This window comes from Arcicella aurantiaca, assembly GCF_003148625.1.
Classification (GTDB): Bacteria; Bacteroidota; Bacteroidia; order Cytophagales; family Spirosomataceae; genus Arcicella; species Arcicella aurantiaca.
Genome location: NZ_QGGO01000003.1, coordinates 145,794 through 169,275 on the forward strand (window position 1 = coordinate 145,794; position 23,482 = coordinate 169,275).

General features: G+C 35.3%; 18 protein-coding genes. 13 read left to right on the plus strand and 5 right to left on the minus strand.

Going from position 1 to position 23,482, the window contains the following annotated elements; genetic code table 11:
- The first annotated feature begins 15 nt into the window (after positions 1-15).
- From LV89_RS03855 to acs, 5 genes are all read left to right on the plus strand, one after another.
- Complete coding sequence (locus tag LV89_RS03855) at positions 16-240, plus strand: DUF6814 family protein (RefSeq protein WP_109741549.1); 225 nt, start codon at positions 16-18, stop codon at positions 238-240.
- 441 nt (positions 241-681) lie between these two features.
- The gene (locus LV89_RS03865; protein ID WP_109741551.1) at positions 682-3,390 is read left to right on the plus strand and encodes a sensor histidine kinase; all 2,709 of its coding nucleotides are present in this window, start codon (positions 682-684) and stop codon (positions 3,388-3,390) included.
- Between the two features lie 63 nt (positions 3,391-3,453).
- Entirely contained in the window at positions 3,454-3,849 is a 396-nt protein-coding gene (locus tag LV89_RS03870; RefSeq protein ID WP_109741552.1) for a response regulator transcription factor, read from the plus strand.
- A 145-nt stretch (positions 3,850-3,994) separates the two neighbouring features.
- Positions 3,995-5,893 (plus strand): propionyl-CoA synthetase, encoded by a 1,899-nt coding sequence (locus LV89_RS03875; protein WP_109741553.1) that lies wholly within the window; start codon positions 3,995-3,997, stop codon positions 5,891-5,893.
- A 286-nt stretch (positions 5,894-6,179) separates the two neighbouring features.
- Entirely contained in the window at positions 6,180-8,099 is a 1,920-nt protein-coding gene (gene acs / locus LV89_RS03880; protein ID WP_262509850.1) for an acetate--CoA ligase, read from the plus strand.
- An 84-nt stretch (positions 8,100-8,183) separates the two neighbouring features.
- On the opposite strand, the gene LV89_RS03885 is transcribed toward acs, so the two are convergent.
- Complete coding sequence (locus LV89_RS03885; protein WP_109741554.1) at positions 8,184-8,579, minus strand: hypothetical protein; 396 nt, start codon at positions 8,577-8,579, stop codon at positions 8,184-8,186.
- Between the two features lies 1 nt (position 8,580).
- A complete protein-coding gene (locus LV89_RS25525) occupies positions 8,581-9,408 on the minus strand; it encodes an endonuclease/exonuclease/phosphatase family protein (RefSeq protein WP_211321142.1) in 828 nt (275 codons plus the stop codon).
- Positions 9,409-9,584: 176 nt separating this feature from the next.
- Between LV89_RS25525 and LV89_RS03895 the strand changes: the two genes are divergently transcribed.
- From LV89_RS03895 to LV89_RS03910, 4 genes are all read left to right on the plus strand, one after another.
- The gene (locus LV89_RS03895) at positions 9,585-10,334 is read left to right on the plus strand and encodes a CPBP family intramembrane glutamic endopeptidase (protein ID WP_109741555.1); all 750 of its coding nucleotides are present in this window, start codon (positions 9,585-9,587) and stop codon (positions 10,332-10,334) included.
- Position 10,335: 1 nt separating this feature from the next.
- Positions 10,336-11,520, plus strand: a complete 1,185-nt coding sequence (locus tag LV89_RS03900) for a sensor histidine kinase (protein ID WP_109741556.1) — start codon at positions 10,336-10,338, stop codon at positions 11,518-11,520.
- A gap of 203 nt (positions 11,521-11,723) precedes the next feature.
- Positions 11,724-12,428, plus strand: coding sequence for a LytR/AlgR family response regulator transcription factor (locus LV89_RS03905; RefSeq protein ID WP_109741557.1), 705 nt, complete (start codon positions 11,724-11,726; stop codon positions 12,426-12,428).
- Between the two features lie 41 nt (positions 12,429-12,469).
- Positions 12,470-12,958 (plus strand): PH domain-containing protein, encoded by a 489-nt coding sequence (locus LV89_RS03910; protein WP_109741558.1) that lies wholly within the window; start codon positions 12,470-12,472, stop codon positions 12,956-12,958.
- A 136-nt stretch (positions 12,959-13,094) separates the two neighbouring features.
- Here the strand turns inward: LV89_RS03910 and LV89_RS03915 are convergent, their stop codons facing one another.
- On the minus strand, positions 13,095-13,334 hold the full coding sequence (locus tag LV89_RS03915) for a DUF1456 family protein (RefSeq protein WP_109741559.1): 240 nt from the start codon (positions 13,332-13,334) through the stop codon (positions 13,095-13,097).
- Positions 13,335-13,960: 626 nt separating this feature from the next.
- Between LV89_RS03915 and LV89_RS03920 the strand changes: the two genes are divergently transcribed.
- The 4 genes from LV89_RS03920 (at position 13,961) to LV89_RS03935 (ending at position 20,359) form a co-directional block, all read left to right on the plus strand.
- Positions 13,961-16,723 (plus strand): TonB-dependent receptor, encoded by a 2,763-nt coding sequence (locus tag LV89_RS03920; protein WP_109741560.1) that lies wholly within the window; start codon positions 13,961-13,963, stop codon positions 16,721-16,723.
- A 199-nt stretch (positions 16,724-16,922) separates the two neighbouring features.
- Positions 16,923-17,870, plus strand: coding sequence for an NAD(P)/FAD-dependent oxidoreductase (locus tag LV89_RS03925; protein WP_158279504.1), 948 nt, complete (start codon positions 16,923-16,925; stop codon positions 17,868-17,870).
- Positions 17,871-17,959: 89 nt separating this feature from the next.
- Positions 17,960-19,186 (plus strand): DUF418 domain-containing protein, encoded by a 1,227-nt coding sequence (locus tag LV89_RS03930; RefSeq protein WP_109741562.1) that lies wholly within the window; start codon positions 17,960-17,962, stop codon positions 19,184-19,186.
- A gap of 189 nt (positions 19,187-19,375) precedes the next feature.
- Entirely contained in the window at positions 19,376-20,359 is a 984-nt protein-coding gene (locus LV89_RS03935) for a pyruvate dehydrogenase complex E1 component subunit beta (RefSeq protein WP_109741563.1), read from the plus strand.
- Positions 20,360-20,419: 60 nt separating this feature from the next.
- Here LV89_RS03935 and dinB read toward each other — a convergent pair whose 3' ends face one another.
- Both dinB and LV89_RS03945 read right to left on the minus strand, forming a co-directional pair.
- Positions 20,420-21,484, minus strand: a complete 1,065-nt coding sequence (dinB, locus tag LV89_RS03940) for a DNA polymerase IV (RefSeq protein ID WP_109741564.1) — start codon at positions 21,482-21,484, stop codon at positions 20,420-20,422.
- A 140-nt stretch (positions 21,485-21,624) separates the two neighbouring features.
- Complete coding sequence (locus LV89_RS03945; protein ID WP_109741565.1) at positions 21,625-23,460, minus strand: ABC transporter ATP-binding protein; 1,836 nt, start codon at positions 23,458-23,460, stop codon at positions 21,625-21,627.
- Positions 23,461-23,482 lie beyond the last annotated feature (22 nt).

Sequence of the window (23,482 nt, forward strand, 5' to 3'; positions counted from 1 at the left end):
AAACATAAAAGAAACATGAACGGAATCAAAAAAATATTAGGAGTAGTTTGGATACTCTTAGGTTTAGCGACTGCCTACTTTGGCATAGCAGTTTTAGGTCTTCCAAAATTTGCTTCGGGCAAGCAAGAAGATTTAGTATTTGGTATTATCATAATGCTTGTGCTTACGCCAATCATTACGGGTGGGTTGTTGATTTTTGGAAAATATTCTCTTTCAGGAGAATATGATTCTGAAGATTAATTAAAGATACTAAAACATAGTTTTAGGGATAGATGTTTAAGTAAAATATGCCACAGAAATCTTTGAGTAATCTGGATTCTTGGCATATTTTCTTTTTAGCTATATTTTCTTAGCAAGTATAGTTTGTGAATTATTAAAATAGCCATAAAAAATAGTTAAATTGTTCAAAAATAAAAGGTGTGTTGATAATATATCTCAGCGAATAGTTTGTCAACTATAATGCTAAATCTTAACTGATGGAAACTCGTAAAGACCAAAAACTATTAATCATAAGTTGCTTATTTCTGGTACTTTTTACCTTTCCCGTTTTGTCAATTTTCAATAGTAAAAGTAGTGTCGGCGGAATACCTGTATTGTATCTATACATTTTCTTTATTTGGATTTTATTTATTGTAACCATTTTCAGAGTAATCAAAAAAGAAAGAAAAGAAATCAAAAAAGATGAATAGTGTAGTATTAATAATGGTTTCGTTACTTTATCTGGCATTTCTTTTTGGCGTTGCTTATTGGGCAGAAAAACAGTCGGAAAAAGGGAAAAGCTTAGTTACCAATCCGTACATATATGCTCTTTCGTTGGCAGTTTATTGTACTGCTTGGACATTTTTTGGTTCAGTTGGGCGGGCAGTTACCAATGGCATAGAATTCTTAGCCGTTTTTGTTGGTCCAACCATCATGATGCCGCTTTGGTGGCTTGTTTTACGAAAGATTATTAGAATTTGTAAAGTCCAGAGAATCACCTCGATAGCTGATTTTATTTCGTCTCGCTATGGTAAAAATGCCACTTTGGGCGTTTTAGTAACGCTGATTTGTATTTTAGGAGTTTTGCCTTACATCGCTATTCAGTTAAAAGCCATTTCGAGTAGTTTTTTGATTGTTGCACACTCTTCAGGCGACCAAAATGCGGACAATTTATTTTGGGGCGATTTAGCCTTTTACATTGCCGTTGTGTTATCGGTTTTTACCATTATTTTCGGAACTCGCAAAATTGATTCAACCGAACGCCACGAAGGAATGGTAACTGCCATTGCAGCAGAGTCGATTGTGAAATTAGCGGCATTTTTAGCAACAGGAATTTTTGTTACCTACATCGTTTTTGATGGTTTCGGGGATATTTTTCAGAGAGCCAGTTTAGTCCCAGAATTACGAAAAACATTTGTTTTCAATAACGATTCAGACGCTTCGGGTTGGGTTTGGCATATTTTTCTTTCAATGACGGCTATCATGTTTTTGCCTCGTCAATTTCAAGTAGCCGTAGTTGAAAATGTCAATGAAAAACATCTCAACAAAGCCATGTGGTTGTTTCCTCTGTATTTATTGTTGATTAATATTTTCGTGATTCCAACAGCATTGGGTGGAGAATTACTTTTTACCAATAATACCGTCAATCCTGATAATTATGTATTGGCAATTCCTTTAAAGTTCAATCAAAAAATACTGACTTTATTTACTTATATCGGAGGTTTTTCTGCCGCAACCAGTATGATTATCGTTGAAACAATTGCTCTTAGTGTGATGGTTTCCAACAACTTAGTAATGCCTGTGGTTTTGAAGAATAAAAAAATACAAGACCATTTTCAAGGAAATTTGAGTGGTTTAGTCAATAATATCCGACGAACTTCCATTGCTTTAATTCTCCTTTTGGCGTATTTATATTACAAAACAATTGCTGAACATTATTCTTTAGTTTCCATCGGAATGGTGTCATTTACTGCCGTTGCCCAATTTACACCCGCTATTATTGGAGGAATTTTTTGGAAAACAGGCAATAGAAAAGGGGCTTTAATTGGTTTGATTGCTGGTTCAATCGTTTGGTTTTATACACTTGTGTTGCCTTCAATTGTGGGAGCAGGTTTTTTCCCTCAGTCAATTATTGACCACGGTTTATTTGGAATGGAATTTCTGAAACCTTTTTCGCTATTTGGTTTGCAAGGAATGGATAATATCTCGCACGGATTATTTTGGAGTTTACTGATTAATGTAGGTTGTTATTTATATTTTTCAATGAATAGCCCTGTTTCCTCAATTGAACATAACCAAGCGGTAATTTTTGTTGATATTTTTCAATATTCTGAACAATTAGAGCCTTCTGCTATTTGGCGTGGAACAGCTTATGTACGTGATATTAAGATACTTTTGAGTAATTTTTTTGGTGAAAAACGTTCCGAAAAAGTTTTGAGACTTTTTGCCCAAAAACATGGTTTGAATACAAAAAGCGACCGAGCAGACCCAAAATTAGTTGGTTATGTCGAGAAACTTTTGGCAGGCGTAGTCGGAACGGCATCGGCTCGAATCATGATTTCTTCAGTCTCAAAAGAAGAGAAAATTTCAACCGAAGAAGTAATCAGTATTTTAAAATCTTCGCAAGAATTATTGTCAGCCAATAAAAGCTTGAGAAAAAAATCAGTTGAGTTAGAAAAAGCGACTTCTGAACTAAAAGATGCCAATGAAATTCTGAAACGGACTGATAAATTGAAAGACGATTTTCTTTCGACAGTCGCTCACGAAATCAGAACGCCACTTACTTCGATTAGAGCTTTATCCGAAATTGTCTATGATAATCCAGACATGGAACCCGAAGAAAGAGAACATTTTTTGGGTACAGTGGTTAAAGAATCAGACCGTTTAGGACGATTGATTAATCAGGTTTTAGATTTAGAAAAATACGAATCTGGAAAACAAAAATTAGACAAAGAAGAAGTTGATATTCAGGATATTATCAAAGATGTTATTGATACTTTGCATCAACAAGTAAAAGAAAAAAGTATCAAATTAGTCTTTATTCCAGACCGTTTTGCTCCAAGATTTGAGGCTGACCGAGATAAATTAATGCAAGTGGTTGTCAATTTATTATCGAATGCCATCAAATATTGTGAACCCCAAAAAGGTGAAATCATCATTGCAACGCATTACGTAGAAGGTTGTATTTACACGAGTGTGCAAGACAATGGGTCGGGAATTGATAAAAGATTTCAGCGACTCATTTTTGATAAGTTTTTCCAAGCGGAAGACCAAACCATAAAAAAACCGAAAGGTAGTGGGCTTGGGTTGGCAATTTCTAAAAAAATTATAGAATTACACAATGGTCAAATTTGGGTAGAAAGTGAAGTGGGAAGTGGCTCAAAATTTACCTTTATGATTTCTGTTGTTTGATATTGAGCTTTCCAAACATTAAAAATCAAACAACAAACATCGAAACATCAAGCATCTAAAAAAATGAAAGAGTTAATAAAAGTTTTAATTGTTGACGACGAGCCAAGCATTTTGATGTCATTAGAATTTCTAATGAAGAAAGAAGGCTATCAGGTTTTTATTGCTCGTGACGGCTCAGAAGCGATGGATATTATTGAAAAGGAAGTGCCATCAATTATTTTGTTGGACATAATGATGCCTAATGTCGATGGTTATGAAGTTTGTTATCACGTCAAAAATAGTCTTCGTTTCGAGCATATAAAAGTAATTTTCCTCAGTGCCAAAAATAAAGAAATCGACATGGAAAAAGGATATTCTGTTGGAGCAGATTTATATGTCACCAAACCTTTTTCTACTCGAACTTTAGTCGCAAAAGTTAATGCCTTAGCCATCAATGTAGTTTCTGGCTCGGCTTCTTAAAACCAATAATTGAGTGATTTTTAATAGTGTGAATGATTGTAGGAACAATGATAAATTAGCTTATTTTTCATTAAAAGCCTAAAATCCTTCTGGGAAATCTATTGCCTTTTTTTGAAAAATCGCTCCGTTAAATCCTTCTAAAATCATGAAATATCAAGAAAAATATAATTTTAGCATTCATAATAAAGAACAATTTTGGGCAGAACAAGCCAATAAAATTGCATGGTTCAAAAAGCCAGAAACCATCTTATCGCAAGATGAAGACGGTTTTTATCGTTGGTTTAAAGGCGGAAAACTCAATACTTCATATTTAGCCCTCGATTTTCACGTTGAAAATGGTAGAGGTGAACAAGATGCACTCATTTATGATTCGCCAGCAACTAATTCTGTAAAGAAATATACGTTTAGAGAATTGCGTGATGCCGTAGCAAAATTGGCGGGCGGATTAAAAAGTTTGGGTGTTGAAAAAGGCGATACCGTTGTCATTTATATGCCGATGGTTCCCGAAGCCGCTATGGCAATGTTAGCTTGTGCCAGATTAGGAGCAATTCACTCGGTAGTTTTTGGCGGTTTTGCTCCGCATGAATTAGCCATTAGAATCGACGATGCGAAACCTAAAATTATCATCTCGGCTTCTTGCGGAATTGAATTTGATAAAGTTATTCCCTATAAACCATTATTAGACCACGCCATTGAAATGGCAGAATTTAAACCAAATTATGCCGTAATTTTACAACGTCCACAAGCAGAGGCGAGTATGAAAGAAGGACATGATATTGATTTTATCGAACTGCAAAATAATGCAGAACCTGCTGATTGTGTGGAAGTTGATGCCACCGACCCATTGTATATTCTTTACACTTCGGGAACAACAGGCAAACCTAAAGGAATTGTTAGAGACAATGGCGGTCATGCCGTAGCGATGCACTATTCAATGCAAGATATTTACAATGTTCAAACAGGAAATGTATTTTGGGCGGCATCGGATATTGGTTGGGTTGTGGGACATTCCTACATTATTTATGCACCATTAATTTATGGTTGTACCACTGTATTTTTTGAAGGAAAACCCATCAGAACGCCCGATGCAGGTACTTTTTGGCGTGTCATTGCCGACCATAAAGTTAATTGCTTTTTTACTGCCCCAACTGCTTTCAGAGCTATCAGGAAGGAAGACCCAGAGGTAGAATTGATGAAAAAATATGACCTCAGTTCTTTGAAAAGCATTTTTGTGGCAGGTGAACGTTGCGACCCATCTACTTTATTATGGTTGAAAGACATTTCAAAACTTCCCGTAATTGACCACTGGTGGCAAACAGAAACAGGTTGGGGAATTGTTGCTAATATGATGGGAGTAGAGGCGTTTCCTGTTAAAGTTGGTTCTGCAACAAAACCCGTTTGTGGTTTTGAATTGAAGATTTTGAATGAAGCAGGTGAAGAATTAAAAGCCAATGAAGAGGGTTTTATTTGTATTAAATTACCGATGGCTCCAGGTTGTTTACCAACACTTTGGAATGATGATACACGTTTTAAGGAGTCTTATCTAAGCACTTTTGAAGGCTATTATTTGACAGGTGATGGTGGATATATAGATGAAGAGGGCTATGTATATGTAATGGGACGTATAGATGATGTAATAAATGTGGCAGGGCATCGACTTTCAACGGGTGAAATGGAGGAGATTATTGCTTCACATCCAGCAGTAGCAGAATGTGCGGTTGTTGGTATTGCAGATGAGTTGCGTGGACAAAGGCCCATTGGTTTTATAGTGCTGAAAGATGGACAAACAATTGATGAAGACAACCTCGAAAAAGAAACAATTGCCCTCATTCGAGACCAAATTGGGGCTGTTGCTTTCTATCGGAACACAATTTTAGTAAAGCGTTTACCAAAAACTCGCTCTGGAAAAATACTGAGAAAAGTGATACGACAATTGTCAGATGCAGTACCATTCACAATTCCTTCTACGATTGATGACCCTATAATTTTAGATGAAATAAAGCAAAGATTGATAGAAAGAAAGATTGGTAAAGTGGCAAATTGAAACGATATTATTTTAGCAAGATAAGCTATATTATTTTAGCGTAATACTTTCAAACAAGGATAGATTCTGTAATTTTGAGTTGTAATTTTGGGATATGTTTTGAAGGAGAATAAATTGTACTTTTCTTAGTAGCACAGACTTTAGTCTGTAAATGAAGTGAAATGATTACAGACTAAAGTCTGTGTTACAAAATATTCAACGTTGTACCACATCTATTTTAATTTAGAAAATTAATGTATTGCCATTAGAATTCCGATTTACTTTGCCTTTGGGTAAAAAACTGATAATCAAAACCAACAGTACCATAAAAATGAATTTACAAATCTCATCATTCGACGAATACGAAGAAGTTTATAATCAATCGGTAACTGACCCAGAAGGATTTTGGGCGGAAGTTGCTCAGAATTTTCAATGGCGTAAACCGTGGAAAAAAACGTTGGAGTGGGACTTTTCTAAAGCTCATACCAAGTGGTTTGTGGGTGGTAAAATGAACATTACCGAAAATGCTCTCGACCGTCATTTAGCTACTCGTGGCGACCAACCTGCTATTATTTGGGAGTCTAATGACCCCGAGGAGGAGTCAATCACGTTGACATACAAGATGTTACATCAGAAAGTTTGTCAATTTGCAAACGTCTTGAAAAAACACGGAGCTAAAAAAGGAGATAGAATTTGTATTTATATGCCAATGATTCCTGAGTTGGCGATTGCGGTTTTGGCTTGTGCCAGAATTGGAGCAATTCACTCGGTGGTTTTTGGTGGTTTCTCGGCTCAGTCAATCGCTGACCGTATTAATGATGCTCAATGTAATATCGTTGTAACGTCTGACGGTTCTTTTAGAGGAAATAAAGAAATTGGATTGAAAGCTACGGTGGACGATGCTTTGGTACAGTGTCCTTCTGTTCAAAAGGTTATCGTCTCAACTCGTACTCGCACGCCTGTATCAATGTTGAAAGGTCGTGATGTATGGTGGGAAAATGAAGTAAAAACAGTATCGTCAGACTGTCCAGCAGAAGAAATGGACGCAGAAGATATGCTTTTCATTCTTTATACGTCAGGCTCTACGGGTAAACCAAAAGGAGTGGTGCATACTTGCGGTGGATACATGGTTTATGCCACTTATACATTTGCCAACGTATTCCAATACCAACCTAATCAAGTACATTTTTGTACGGCAGATATTGGTTGGATTACAGGACATTCATACATTGTTTATGGTCCACTATGTTATGGAGCAACCAGTTTGATGTTTGAAGGAGTGCCGACATATCCAGACGCAGGTCGTTTCTGGGACGTGATTGATAAACACAAAGTAGATATTCTTTATACCGCACCAACGGCAATCCGTTCGTTGATGGGTTTTGGCGATAAATTCGTTGAAAATAAAGACCTTAGCTCGTTGAAAACACTTGGTTCAGTAGGTGAGCCAATCAACGAAGAAGCATGGAATTGGTATAACGACAATATCGGAAAAGGAAAATGTCCGATTGTAGATACATGGTGGCAAACTGAAACGGGTGGAATTATGATTTCGCCAATTGCAGGAATCACGAAGACAAAACCAGCTTACGCAACGTTGCCATTGCCGGGAATTCAGCCTATTTTGGTAGATGAAAATGGCGTTGAGATTGAAGGAAATAGCGTGTCTGGAAACCTTTGTATAAAATTCCCTTGGCCGGGTATTATTCGTACCACTTACGGCGACCACGAGCGTTGTATCCAAACGTATTTCTCAACTTACAAAAATCTTTATTTCACAGGAGACGGTTGTTTGCGTGATGAAGACGGTTATTACAGAATTACAGGACGTGTAGATGACGTTATTAACGTTTCTGGACACCGTATTGGTACTGCCGAAGTTGAAAATGCCATCAATATGCACTTAGGCGTGGTAGAATCTGCCGTAGTAGGTTATCCGCACGACATCAAAGGACAAGGAATTTATGCTTATGTCATCTGCGAAAAACACCTTGGAGATTTAGACTTAACTCGTAAAGATATTTTGGCAACCGTTACCCGTGTAATTGGACCTATTGCAAAACCTGATAAAATCCAGTTTGTGAGTGGTTTACCAAAAACACGCTCTGGAAAAATCATGCGTAGAATTTTAAGAAAAGTTGCCGAAGGAGAAACAGGCAACTTAGGAGATACTTCAACATTACTCGACCCATCAGTTGTTGATGAAATTAAGGCTGGGGCTTTGTAAGGGTTTATAGATTTCAGAAGATAAAAAAGCCTATCAAATTAAGTTTGATAGGCTTTTTTATCTTCTGAAAGAAAAGTTCTTATTTTATCGCTTTGGGTTGTCCATACTCTGAGAAATTAAGATTTTAATAATTTCTTTCGTTTCATCACTATTAAATACTACTCTCAACCTCTCAATGAGTGTTTCTTTATTTTTAATTGAAAAAGTTTTTTCTCCATCAAATTTACAAGGAAAGGGACGTATGTCTTTTTGAGTAAGAGTGAAAAGTGTATATTTATACCCATCAAGTTTTGGAGCAACAAGTTGAAATATATTTTTAATCTCACCATTTTCAAAAGTTTCAGTTCTTATATTTGCCGTCAATACATTTTTAGTTCCTTTTCCTAAAAATTGGATTTGTTCTTCTAATATAGTTTTAGGGCTTATTACTGTTTCTTCAACTGAAAAGTCGGGCCAAAGATTTTCTGTTTTAATTGTCATTTTATGAAAAATTTAAGGTGAACATCAATGGTAAATGGTCGGAATATTTTTTGTTAGGTAATGCTCCTTTCTTTAAGAGAGTCTTAACGCCATCTGAATCAATAAATTTCAAACTATTTTTATCAAAATTATCAATTAAAGACGGTCCAAGCAATACTTGGTCAAAAACATTCCAATGATAATTTACCAATTCTGCATTTTTATAAAAATAACTTCCTGCTACATTGTTTCCAATGTCTCCGTGTAAACTCCACATCGGGTTATAAAAATATCTATATTCTTTGCCTGATACGACTCTTAAACCTTTTTTTACTATTTCGCTATCCATAATAGCATGGAAACTGCAAGCATCTACCATTCCTTTGTCATAAGGATTTAGGTTAAAATCACCTACAACGATTGTTTTGTATAGTTTTTTCTCTTCTTCAATAGCTTTAATTGCCCTTGCTACTTCGCCAGCATAGGAGTTTATACTCTCACTTTTATTATTTCGATTATCAGGGAGATGAACCCCAAATACCAATATTTCTTCTGTTTCATTGATTTTTATTTTAAAGGAAGTATATCTATTATGCTTTTCGTCGGCAACTGGAATAACTAAATCAGCACTAAATTTTGTGACAATTTTAATTTTACTATTCTTGAAAATAGGGCGTGGAATTTCATATTTATCACTTTCAGAATTCAATTCTAACAATAAATCAGCATCGTTCAGTTTGTGTTCTGCAAGCAAGATGACATCAATACTATTGTGCTTGGCAATGTTGGCAATTTCTTTGATAAGTGGTTTGCGGTTGGTGTTCCAGAACAAAAAATTAAGTCTTTGCATTTTGTGGATGTAAAATTAATGATTATTACAAAGCTATCTATAAATTTCAAATCCCCCAAATCCCACCAAACCACCACTTCATCCCAAACCTTTTCAACTTCATCACTTCCATTTTTAGCAGTGTAATGTTCTGTTTAGTTTTGAATCATCAAACAAATCAAAACTAATTAGCAACAATGGAACTTACCTTTACGCCTGCAAATGTATCATGGAATCGCCCGAAAAGTGAGTATAAAAAAATGGCTCAGGAATTTTTAAATTACATTAAAAATCCAAGTTATGTCTTTGAAGAAAGCACGATGCCTCTTCAACTCAAAATTGCTTCCATTAAACAATTGCTCAAATTCAAATTGAGTCTTTTACCAATCATATTTTTAGTTATTTTCATTACAAAAAAACTAACAGGTGCTGAAAGTGTAGCATGGGACAAAAACTGGACGAACTATTTAATGATTGTGGCTTTTGCTCCAATATTTGAAGAACTTACCTTTAGATATGCTCTCAGATGTAGTAAAACGGCTATTGCAGTGATGATATTAATGGTTGTTTGGCTAATTGTAAAATTTACCGTAAAATCTAACCAAGATATTGCTTTTATTGTTGGTATTACGTTTTCTCTAATTCCAGTTATTAGACTTGCTATAAAACCTTTTGATAATCAGCTCGAAAAACAATGGATTCGCTTTTTCCCTTTTATTTTTCATTTCTCTGCTATTATCTTTGGGCTAATGCACCTCACGAATTTTGAGCATATCAATAACTACTTTTTAGCCATTCCATTAGTGTGTAGTCAATTTGTATCGGGTTACGTTTTGGGTTTTGTCAGAATGAAATTTGGTCTGTTTTATAGTATGGGTTTACATGCTGTTTGGAATTTTATTGCCAGTTTTCCTATTTTAATTATGCTTATTGCTAAACTTTTTTAAGATGAAAAATACGACTAATAATATGCCTGTGTGGCAACAAAAAACCAAGATTTTTTTCGATAAACACTACGGATGGATATTATTGCTTACGGGATTATGTGCTTTTGTTTTAGTTGAAAGAGGGGAATTTATCATAGACTTTACTAAAGGAATGAATGATGGATATAGAGATGGATGTAAAGATTGTGGTAATACAATTGGAGAAAGTGTGTTAATGATATTTCCTTTATTTTTTATAATAATAATTTTTGGTTCAGTGATTTATTTACTTGGGGAGATTTTCTATCATATTTTCTTCAAATTCATTCTTCAAAAAGTAGATACAATTTATATATTAGCTTTTGTAATCTGGTTGCTTGTATTTTATAATTTATTTTGGGAATCAGTCTATTGGTTGTTGAACAGAAATAATGCTTTCATTGATAAATTCTCAGAGGTTAAAAGTATTGCCTCAAAAGATGCTGTTGGAGCATTGATAAAGGATTATAGAGAAAGAGATGCTACACTTTCAACGGCATTATTTTTTTTACTTATTATCACTTATGGTTTAGTAAAATATTATGTTAGGAACGCCAAAACTCAAGCCCAATTAATCGCCCAAAAATCTCAAGCGGAACTAACGGCTTTGAAAGCTCAGATTAACCCACACTTTTTATTTAATGTGCTAAATAATCTTTACGGTTTGGCAATTGTAGAAGAAAGTCCCAAAACTTCGGAAGGAATTTTACAATTGTCAAGCATTATGAGACACGTGGTGGAGGGAACAAAAAATGAAAAAATTGAGGTGGAAAAAGAAATACGTTTTTTGTATGATTTCATAGAATTGAACAAAATGAGAATACCGAACCGTCCCAATATCAGAATTGAAACGGACATTGATTGGGATGAAAATCCTGCTCAAATCGCTCCTTTATTGGTAATTCCGTACATCGAAAATGCCTTTAAATATGGCATCAGTATCAACGAAGAAAGTTTTATCGAAATGAGTTTCCGAGTTGAAAATCAGCAACTTTACTTTATTTGTAAAAATAGTATTATCAAATTAAACGATAAATTAGAAGTCGGAACGGGAACAGGTTTAGAAAATACCAAACGACGTTTAGATTTGTATTATCCTGCTGGTTATCAGCTTTCTACGAGTTCATTGGATAATGTTTTTGCCGTTTCTCTTATCGTAAATTTGTAGGTCAGGTTTCAAACCCAATGTCGTTTAGTTAAGCCGATTAACTTCCCGAAAGTTTTAAACTTTCGGGAAGTTTGTACCAAATAAATTCCCTAACTAAACGGCATTGGGCTTACAACCTGTCACTCCATGATTTTTCAAATGACAGATTAGAAACCTATCCTACCACCTTAACTAATGACAGGTTAAAACCTGTGTTACTCAAAATGCTCAAAGCCATTGCCATCGACGACGAACCATTAGCGTTAGAAGTTATTAAAGCTCATGCCAAAAAAGTAAGTTTCCTCGACCTGCAATCTACGTTTGTAAGTGCCAAAGAAGCCTTAGCATATATCAAGCAAAATCCTGTTGATTTAGTGTTTTTGGATATCAATATGCCTGATATTACGGGATTAGATTTCTCGCAGTTATTACCAGAAAATACGTCGGTAATTTTCGTGACAGCGTATTCTCAATATGCCGTTGATGCTTTCAATTTGAACGCCATCGACTATTTGATGAAGCCAATCGAATTTACACGATTTATGAAGGCTTGCCAAAAAGCGTATGACGGAATGCAAGAAGTAAAAGGAAAAGAAGCTGATATGCCTTATTTATTTGTGAAAGAAGGTTATGATTTAGTACGAATTGTGATTGATGATTTGCTCTATGTACAGTCGGAAGGAAATTATTTGACCTTCAAAGAGAAGAATAGAAAAACGCTCACTCGTATGACCATGACGGAAGCAATTGAGTCTTTATCAAAACATAAATTTATGCGGATTCATAAGTCGTATTTAGTCAATCTCAATCACGTTTTGAAAGTAGAAAAGCATCAAATAAACGTAACAGACAATGTTTTTGTACCAATTGCTGCCAATTATCATGGAGAATTAATGGATGCCTTAAAATTACTTTGGAAGGTGATGTAATTTTATCTACTTTCACGAAGACAATTAAATATCCCTAAAAAATGAAAATTTTTACTACTTCATTAGACCAATCTACTAAAATCACAACTTCGGCAGTATTAGTCTTAATTGCTGGAATTGTGGGCTTTTCAATTTACAAAATTGGACAAACTGACCAACAAATTTTATTAATATCCATCATTCCGATAATCATTATTTGCCTAATTGCTTACGCATACCGTCCCAATAATTATTCGGTTTCTGACGATAAACTTTTGATACATCGTTTGATAGGTGATGTCGAAATTAAGAGACGTGATATTCAATCAGTAGAAATGATTGATGAATCCAAAGTCAGAAATAGTATTCGTACATTCGGTTCGGGTGGATTTTTCGGTAGCTATGGTAAATTCTGGAATTCTACTTTGGGGAAAATGACGTGGTATGTCACTCGCAAGGACAATTTTGTATTAGTGATAACAACTGAGGAAGAGAAAATTCTTTTAACACCCGATGAGCCAGAAGCATTTGTGGCATTTATCAAATCTTAAAAGTTTAAACAGCTTCAATAAGTACAACACTTGAAGATGATTTTAATGAATGGAGCAGACAGTTGGCAACTGGCGAGAATCCAATGTTATCAGATTATCGCCCGTGCCTTTATTTTATTCTTTTGCAAGAAGTCTATTAAACTTTCTCTTCTTTTTCTTCTTTCGGACCTCTCAGATGAATCACCAAACCATTTAAGAAATTGCGAAGAATTTGGTCGCCACATTTTTTGAATTTAGGGTGGTCTTCTGCTCTGAACATATCGCCTAATTCTGCATTGGTTGCTTTAAAACCAACCAATGATAAAATATGAATAATGTCATCGTTACGAAGACTAAGAGCAACTCTCAATTTTTTCAAAATATCGTTATTCGACATATTTACCTTGTTTTAATGTAAAAAATAATCGCTTGATGTGTATGATTTAATTCATATTCATCCCACGAAATTTTGTGTATTCTTGTTTTAGCAGTGTGCAAAATTAAGAGAATTAACATGGACTCACTAATTTATTTTCGGAACTATGTACTTATTAATGCAAAATAAAATTTTGACCATATTAACCCCTGATGGCGGTTTTTACCCACAATGGAATTGCCCGTTAGCGGTTCTTCATTAATAAGGATACAGTTCCGTTTATTTTTATTGATGCTTGATAAACTAAGAGAGAAAATACATTTTGCTTCGTAGATTAAAAATAGAGGAATATCACCCTATTAAAACGGTAGTTTAACTTTTAAAAACATAGTAAAGTACAATTTCTGAAAAATAAAGTTCAACTTGAAGTAGAAAATTTAACTTTTATTTATAACTGACAAAAGCAAGGAGATACATTTTTGGGATTTTCAAATTTTATCTGTTAATTGCGAAATAATAAAATAATAATTGCTAATTGTACCCTAAGTCAGAATAATATTTGGTTTCAAGTAATTAATTACTGAAGACAAAATATGCTAATTTAGGGTTTGTTATTTTATTTAACATTAACCTTTTCTAATAATCACATGAAACAAATTTTATCATTTGTCCTGATAATGTTCGGGACTATGGGTACTCTATTTGCCCAAGAAAGAACGGGAAAAGTTACAGATGCTTCAAGCGGTGCTGTTATTCCAAGTGTAAACGTATCTGTGCAAGGTACAAGTCGTGGTGTTGTTACTGATGCCAGCGGTAATTACAAAATTGTTGCTGCGGATGGTAGCAAATTAGTCTTCTCTTTTATTGGTTACACTTCTGTAACCCAAACGGTTGGTTCTGCAACAGTTATTGATGTTCAGCTTGCTCCTTCTACTACTCAACTTGATGAAGTTGTTGTTTCAACGGGTAGTCGTAATGCTCAAAGAACGGTTACAGATGCAGCCCTTCCAATTGATATTATTGGAGCAAGTGACTTGAAAATGACAGGTCAAACTACCTTCGATAAAGCTCTTCAATACAGTGTACCATCTTTCAATACGGTAAATACGCCTGTAAATGATGCCACTACTTTATTAGACCCTTGGGAAATCCGTAACATGGGACCAAGCCGTACTTTGGTGCTTGTAAACGGAAAACGTAAAAACTTGAGTTCTTTATTATATGTTCAATTCTCGCCTGGTCGTGGTGAAACAGGCGTGGATATTTCTGCCATTCCTCAAAACGCAATTAAGCGTGTAGAAATTCTACGTGATGGTGCTTCTGCTCAATACGGTTCTGATGCTATTGCAGGCGTTATGAACATCATTTTGAAGGATAAATATGAATATACTTCATTGAATTTTAACTCTGGAATTACTTCGGCAGGTGACGGCGGAACGTATGGTTTAGCTTTAAATGGTGGTGGAAATTTCGGTACTAAAGGTTTTGTGAATTATACCGTAGATTTTTCTCATCAAAATTCGGCAGTGCGTTCTGGTATTATTCATGTTCCAACTGAAATTGCAACATTTGGAGGAAGTCCTGCTCAAGACGCTTTAATTACAAGATTTTTGAAAGATAATCCAACAGGTGGAAATATCAACGGAACAGGAGAAATCACCGCAGGTAAATTCTTAGTGAATTTTGGTATTCCAGTTGGTGAAAAAAATGAATTGTACGGAAACGCTGCAATGGTTGTAAAACGTGTATCAAGTTTTGCCAATTATCGTACTCCATATTGGAGACAAGACCGTGGTTTGTTACACAGTGTTACAGACAATGGCGGTAAAAACTATATCACGAAAGAAACCTTAGCATTTTCAACTGATAACGTAGATATGTACAAAGGTTATGTGGGTTATGTGCCAACCTTTGAAGGAGATTTGATTGATTACAATGCTTCATTAGGAATCAGAGGAGAAACCAATGGATGGAAACACGATGCAAGTTTAACAATTGGTGGAAATACGCAAGATTATACCGTTGATAATACCGTAAACCGTACTTTAGGAACATCAAGTCCAACTCGTTTTAAACCAGGTGGATACGGTTTTAGCCATATCGTTGGTAACATCGACGTTTCTAAAGCGATTACAGATAAATTTGGTATCGCTTTCGGTATGGAAGCTCGTTCTGAAAAATATACAATTGTTGGAGGTGACGAAGCATCTTACACAGGAGAAGGCTCTAACTCATTCCCGGGTATTTTGGCAGCAAATGCAGGAAGCAACCAACGTTTCAACGTAGGTGCTTACTTAGATTTAAGCTATGATGTTTCTAAAGATTTCTTAATCAACGGTACAGTTCGTACTGAAAATTATAGCGATTTTGGTTCAAAAAATGTTTGGAAATTATCAACTCGTTATAAATTAGCTGATGATAAAGTGGTTTTAAGAGCTTCGGCTTCAACAGGTTTTAGAGCTCCAACGTTACACCAAATCTATGCACAATCAACACAAGCAGCATTCGTGGGTGGAACTATCCAATTGTCAGGTTTATTTAACAACAGAAGTTCTCAAGCAAGATTATTAGGTATTCCTGCTCTTAAACCAGAACAATCAACTAACTATACTGTTGGTTTAGGTTTGAATCCAACTAACAATTTGAGCATTACATTAGACTATTTTACTATCAATGTAAAAGACAGAATTGTATATAGTTCATCAATTTCATCAGGTGACCCAAATAGTGCTTTAGGAAAGATTTTGACTCAAGCAGGTGTGAAAACCGTTCAATTCTTCATCAATGGTATTGAAACTGTAAACTCAGGTATTGACTTTGTAATTGCTTATAAAAACATCAATTTAGGACAAGGTAAATTAGGGGTTAATTTGGCAGGAAATGTTATGTTGCAAAACGAAATAGTAGGAAATCCTGTTACTCCAGATGCAATTAAAGCAGCAGGTTCAAGTATTTTGAACACGCAAATCAAGTCATTATTAACAGAAAGCCGTCCGAAATACAAAGCAATTCTTGCCTTTAATTATGGTGTGAAAAAATGGAATGTAAACTTAGCTAATACATTATTTGGCTCAACAGCTTTCCAAGATTTAGATAATGGTGGTTCTGATATGGAAAATATCAAAGCAGTATTCAAACCTGCTGTTGTTACAGATTTAAGCGTAAGCTATAATTTCAGCAAAAACGTTTCTTTCACGGCTAATGCAAACAACTTGTTGAATATTTTACCAAAATGGGATTTAGAAGCTCAAAATGCAGCAGGTGCAGCGGCAATCAATACACCTGAGAAAAAAGCATTATTGAGAGGTTTCTTAGGTTTCAGTGGTCGTTATGATATTCTTGGATATAACGGGTCACAATTCAGTCAGTTAGGAACAATGTTCAATGCTAACTTACAGATTCGTTTCTAATTCTTTTACATATTTAGATTTTCAAAAAGAGAACTTCGCAAGAGTTCTCTTTTTGTTTTATAAAACATCTAAAGTTGAAAATGGTTAATATTTTAAATGTATCGGGTAATTCCTTAAAATATAATAAATTGATAAAAAGCATTTTACCCATTTTCAAATAACCAATAACGAATCACCACATATTCAAAAATCAATAATATTGAAAACAGTCATTATCGGAGCAGGAATAGCAGGGCTTTCTGCTGCCAAAGTTTTAGTAGAAAAAGGACACGACGTAACGATTTTAGACAAAGGTCGTGGCATAGGAGGAAGGATGTCCACCCGAACCATAGAAAATGCCAAAGCCGACCACGGAGCTCAATATTTCTCAGTAAAATCTGCGGAATTTCAAGCATTAATTTCAGAACTTCAAACTGAAGAAATTACCAAAGAATGGCATTTAACCCAACGTCAAAATGTGCGTTATATCGGAGCGAAGGGAATGAATACCATTCCCAAGAAAATGGCGACTGATTTAACGATTCATTTGAATGAAAAAGTTGTTTTGATTGCCAAAAACGAGATTAGGACTGAATCTGGAAATACATATTGTTTTGATAATCTGATTATTACCATACCAATTCCGCAAGTAATTGACCTTTTTATGGCTTCTGAAATTTCGTTTTCAGAAAAGGATAAATCAGTCATCAATTCTGTGGAATATGACCCATGTATTGCCGTTATGGCAGTTTTGAAACAAGCCACAGAAATACCAAGCGGAGGAATTATTTTAGAAAATCAACCCGTTGCATTGATTGCCGATAATTTTCAAAAAGGAATTACCGAAATTCCAACGGTAACCATCCACGCTTCAGCGGAATTTAGCAAAAAACATTTAGAAGATAATTTGCAAGAAGTTGCTGAAATGATGTTATCGTCTGTTAATCAATGGATTATATCCGAAAATATCGTTTCAGTCCAAGTGCATCGTTGGCGTTATAGCCTTGCGTGTAAGCGTTATGAACAACCTTTTTATCAAATAGAAAACAAAAATATTTATTTAGGAGGAGATGGCTTTGGAATTGGGAATGTAGAAGGGGCATTTTTATCGGGGTATCGCTTGGCAATGAGTATTTTAGTAGAACCGAAAATATATCAACTTAATTAACATTTTTTACATTTTTTGGTTTGCAACCTTTTTGCTTAATTTATCATCTAATAGTCATTAAAACCTTTAGCTCTTTTAAACTAAGCACTATGAAAAATGCCCTTGTTGCACCCAAAGAAAGAATTTTCTTGATTGATGGATTACGTGGTTTTGCCCTTTTAGGAATTATTTTAGCCCATATTGGTGGCTGGTTCATTGCAGGAGGAATCCCTGCCACAGTTTGGCAAAAATATCAGAATGACGTAGGAACTGCCATTGCCAATTATTTTGGTGGAATTTTTATTGATGGGAAATTTTACACCCTTTTTTCATTTCTATTCGGACTCAGCTTTGCTATTCAATTACTCCAACGTAAAGACGACGACACTCGATTCATTCAAAGATTTATGTGGCGTTTAGTGATTTTATTCATTATTGGTTTTGTCCATCATATTCATTGGAAAGGCGATATTTTAGGAATTTATGCAGTTTTGGGATTTATCATGATACTTTTTCGGAATGTAGGTAATAAAGTTCTGTGGATTGGTATTTTGTTTTTTATCTTGAATATGCCTGTAATTATTCGTGATGTTGTACAAAAAACACAGCCTAAAGAAAAACCTAAAACCGAAAAAGAGCAAGAACTTGAAGTAGAAAAGTATGAAAAAGAAACCGTGGATTCGTACAATACACTGAAAAAAGGAACATATTTAGACGTTGTTGCTCAAAATTTTAGAGATTTTAAATCTAAAGCGGATTTCCAATTTTCGTCGGGTAGAATTTACATTACTTTGGGTTTCTTTTTGTTGGGACTTTGGGTTGGGAAAAAACGATTCTTTGAAAATTTTGAAAAATATAAACCACTTTTCAAAAAGATAATGTGGTTGAGTTTGATTGCGAATATTTTTATCGTTGCCTTTTTTATCACGGTTGAACAATTAAAATTATGGGAGAAATTGGGTGATTGGATGAATATTATTGCCAATACCTTATACGCCATTCATTGCGTTATGATGACTTTATTATATTTAACGGGTATTTCTTTATTGCTGAACCTAAAAAGTATGAGTTGGATTTTGGATAAATTTGCTTCTGTTGGTAAAATGGGATTGACTAACTATTTGTTACAGAGTGTAATAGGCGTAATGTTGTTTTATGGAATTGGCTTTGGTTTGGCAGGAGAATTTAATGCAGATTGGTGTTATTTAATCGGAATTGGCATATTCATTTTACAAATTATTTTTAGTAAATGGTGGCTCTCAAAATTCAATTATGGCCCAATGGAATGGCTTTGGCGTTCGGCAACTTACTTAAAGTGGCAACCCATGCAGAAGTAAGTAAATATTAAACTAACAATTAAGTATTCTACACGTTGGCAGAATAAACTTTCTTGCCTAATTTTGTATGGATTTAAAGTTTATGAATAATTGAGTAAAATGCTATCTCAAATTTACTTTATGTGATAGATTCTTGCTCAATAGTCTTACAGTCATAAACTTATAAACTCATAAACTGACAACTTTAAAATGAGAGAAATACAATTCAGAGAGGCACTCCGTGAAGCCATGAACGAAGAAATGCGTAAAGACGCATCGGTTTTTTTAATGGGCGAAGAAGTAGCCGAATACAATGGTGCTTATAAGGTTTCGCAAGGAATGTTAGACGAATTTGGTCCAGAAAGAGTAATTGATACGCCAATCGCTGAATTAGGTTTTGCAGGTATCGCAGTAGGTGCGGCAGCAAATGGTCTTCGTCCAATTGTGGAATTCATGACTTTCAACTTCTCGTTGGTAGCTATCGACCAAGTAATTAACTCTGCTGCCAAAATGATGTCAATGTCAGGCGGTCAGTATTCTTGTCCAATTGTATTCCGTGGACCAACTGGTAATGCTGGACAATTATCATCTCAACACTCATCAAACTTTGAAAACTGGTTTGCTAATACACCAGGTTTAAAAGTTGTAGTTCCTTCAAATCCTGCTGATGCAAAAGGTTTATTAAAATCTGCCATTCGTGATAACGACCCAGTTATTTTCATGGAATCAGAATTGATGTATGGCGATAAAGGACTTGTACCAGATGGAGAATATTTAACGCCAATTGGCAAAGCAAACATCGTAAAAGAAGGTACAGACGTTACTATTGTAACTTTCGGTAAAATGCTTTCAAGAGTAGTTATGCCAGCCGTTGCAGAATTAACGAAAATGGGAATCAATGCAGAAGTGATTGATTTAAGAACTGTTAGACCAATTGATTACGAAACAATTCTTGATTCTGTAAAAAGAACAAATCGTTGTGTAGTGGTTGAAGAAGCAAACCCAATTGCAGCACTTTCTTCTGAAATTGCTTATAACATTCAACGTTTTGCCTTTGATTTTATGGATGCTCCAGTTATCCGTGTCAACTCAAAAGATTTACCTTTACCGTATGCTCCAACATTGTTAGAAGCAATTCTTCCAAGTGTACAAGGAACAATCGATGCAGTTAAAAAAGTATTGTATAAAGCATAACAATTTATATACAACAACAACAACAAAGCCTTCTGGAGTAAATTCAGAAGGCTTTGTTGTTTAAAAATTAAGCGTTAGTTGTTTCCCAATCATTTCATCGGCAAACTCTAAATTTGAAAGAGAAATTCCCAATAATCGTACTCCTTTCGGGACGGGTAGAATTTGCTCTAATAAATCATAAGCAATTTTCTCAAAAAATGCTTTGTCCATAATACTCGACAAAGTTGTTTTGCTACGGGTAATCTGTTGAAAATCAAGATATTTTACTTTTAAACTGACTGTTCTGCCGTAAGCGTGAGTACGATTGCAGTAACGCCAAACATCTTCTATCAACGGAGCTAAACCTGCTTCCAATTCTATTTTTGTTTCTAAATCAGTATTAAAAGTGTTTTCAGAACCAACTGATTTTCTAATTCTGTCGGGATTTACAGGGCGATTATCCACGGCACGAGCAATGTCAAAATAATAGCCACCTGCTTTTCCAAAGTGTTTACGAAGAAAGGCTTCGTCTTTTTGTCGCAAATCTAATCCCGTGAAAATCTCCATTTTATTCATTTTCTCCGCCGTCACTTTGCCGATTCCGTGAAAACGATAAACGTCTAAATCTTCCACGAATTTCTCGCCCTGATTGGGTTTTATCACAAATAATCCGTCAGGTTTATTGTAGTCAGAAGCTAATTTTGCCAAGAATTTATTATAGGAAACACCCGCAGAAGCCGTTAATTGAGTGCGTTCTTTTATCTTGATTTTTATTTCTTGTGCAATTTGGGTTGCCGATTGAATTCCCTTTAAATTTTCGGTAACATCAAGATAGGCTTCGTCTAAAGAAAGAGGTTCAACCAATGGAGTATATTCTAAAAAAACTTCCCTGATTTGATTAGAAACGGCTTTGTAGGCTTCAAATCGAGGTTTTACGAAGATTAGATTCGGGCATTTTCGAGCCGCAATAATAGATGACATCGCCGACCGAACGCCAAATTTACGTGCTTCATAACTGGCAGCTGCAACAACGCCACGCTCACGAGAACCACCCACAGCCACAGGTTTTCCACGCAAAGATGGATTATCTCTTTGCTCAACAGAAGCATAAAATGCGTCCATATCTATGTGGATGATTTTTCTCATGAATACTTAAAATGGAACACTGATTGAACGGATTGGACACAGATTTCAAAGATTTTTTATGAAATTTATTTGAGATTTGACTTTGAAAATAAATATCTAATCCGTGTCTAATCCGTTCAATCCGTGTTCCATTAAAAAAACTATCGATAACCCTCCGCTTGCAAATTAAATAATTCTGCGTAACGTCCGTTTTGAGCTAATAATTCTTGGTGAGTTCCTATTTCAAGCACTTGTCCTTTGTCTAATACCAAAATTCTATCTGCCATGCGTACCGTCGAAAAACGATGGGAAATTAAGATTGCCGTTTTTCCTTTGGTCAATTCTGCAAAACGCTTGAAAACCTCATATTCTGCACGGGCATCAAGTGCTGCGGTTGGTTCGTCTAAAATTAACACATCGGCTTCACGCAGATACGCACGTGCAAGAGCCACTTTTTGCCATTCTCCACCCGAAAGCTCAACGCCTTTTGCAAAACGTTTGCCTAAAGGTTGTTCATAATTTAAAGGTAATTTTTCAATAACGGTATCTGCCAAACTTTGATGAGCGGCTCTTTGCAATTCAGGTAAAACTTCCCTTCTTGAAATATCGCCAACGGCAATATTATCTCCCGCAGTAAACTGAAAACGCTGAAAATCTTGGAAAATAACGCCAATTCTTTCTCTAAGTTCTGACAAATTGTATTCTTTAAGGTCGAAGCCATCCAAGTAAATTGTGCCTTCGTCGGGGTCGTATAATCTCCCTAAAAGTTTTACGAGCGTTGTTTTTCCTGCACCATTTTCTCCGACTAAAGCCAATTTTTCTCCAACTTTCAAGGTGAAATTCAGATGACGATTTGCCCATTTATCGGAATTTGGATATTTAAAACCCACATTTTCAAATCTAAATCCTTCTTTGATTTCTTTCGGGAAAGGTCTTGCAAGGACAGGAGAGGTAATTTTGGGTTCAATTTTATAAAATTCAAATAAATCATTCAAATATAAAGCTCCTTGCGAAATACTGTTGAAACGTCCTAAAATTCCTTCTAACAAAGCACGAAGTTGACGGAAAGAACCCGCCAAAAATGTTAAACTACCAATGGTCACTGCACCATTTACAGTTTGAAAAATGATGATTCCATAAGCTGCAAAATACCCCAACGTGCCAATGGCTAAAAGCAAACTTCCCCATGAGGCTCGTTCAATGGAAAGTTTACGGTTTTCTTTGAAATATTGGATTGATAAAGTCTGAAATCGGTCGATTAAAAAATCTGAAAGTCCGAATAATTTTACCTCTTTGGCGGTATCGTCACTTGCCCCGATAAAACGGTAATAATCTAACTCTCTCCGTTGGGGAGTCCAGCCATATTGCAGGGAATAGCTTTTGGCATTGAAGTGTAATTCTCCTAAAAATGAAGGGATAACGGCAACTAATAAAAGCAAAATTAACCAAGGATTGAAAGCAATAAGACCAACCAATAATAATCCCATCGTGATGGCATCTTGCCCTTGTGCGAGTGTCTGCGAAAGTAAAATCGTTCGTCCAGCGGTTTGTTGTCTGGCACGCTCAAGTTTATCGTAAAAAGTAGCATCTTCAAATTGTGCCAAGTCCAAAGAGGCTGCGTGTTTCATCAATTGAACTGATGTTCTATTAGCAAATAAATCTCCTAAAAGGCTATCTGTCAGACTAATACCTCTTGCTAATAAATCACCAATGATTGCCAATGCAAATTCAGCACCGATTAATAAATACAAATGATGAAAGTCTTTTGGGGTATTACTGACCTGTAAAATTACTTCATCAATAATCAATTTTGCTACATATAATGACGAAACGGGCATTAAAGAACGCAATAACCGAAGCAAAGTATTGCCAATAGTCAAACTCGGAGAAGTCTGATAAACTTCTTTCAAAAATGCGGGTAAATTGGCTAATGCTTTTAGACGTTCACGAATATTTGGTTTATTTTCTGGGAGATTATTGGGAGAGTTTCGAGCCATTGAATGGTTGTTAATTAAGTCG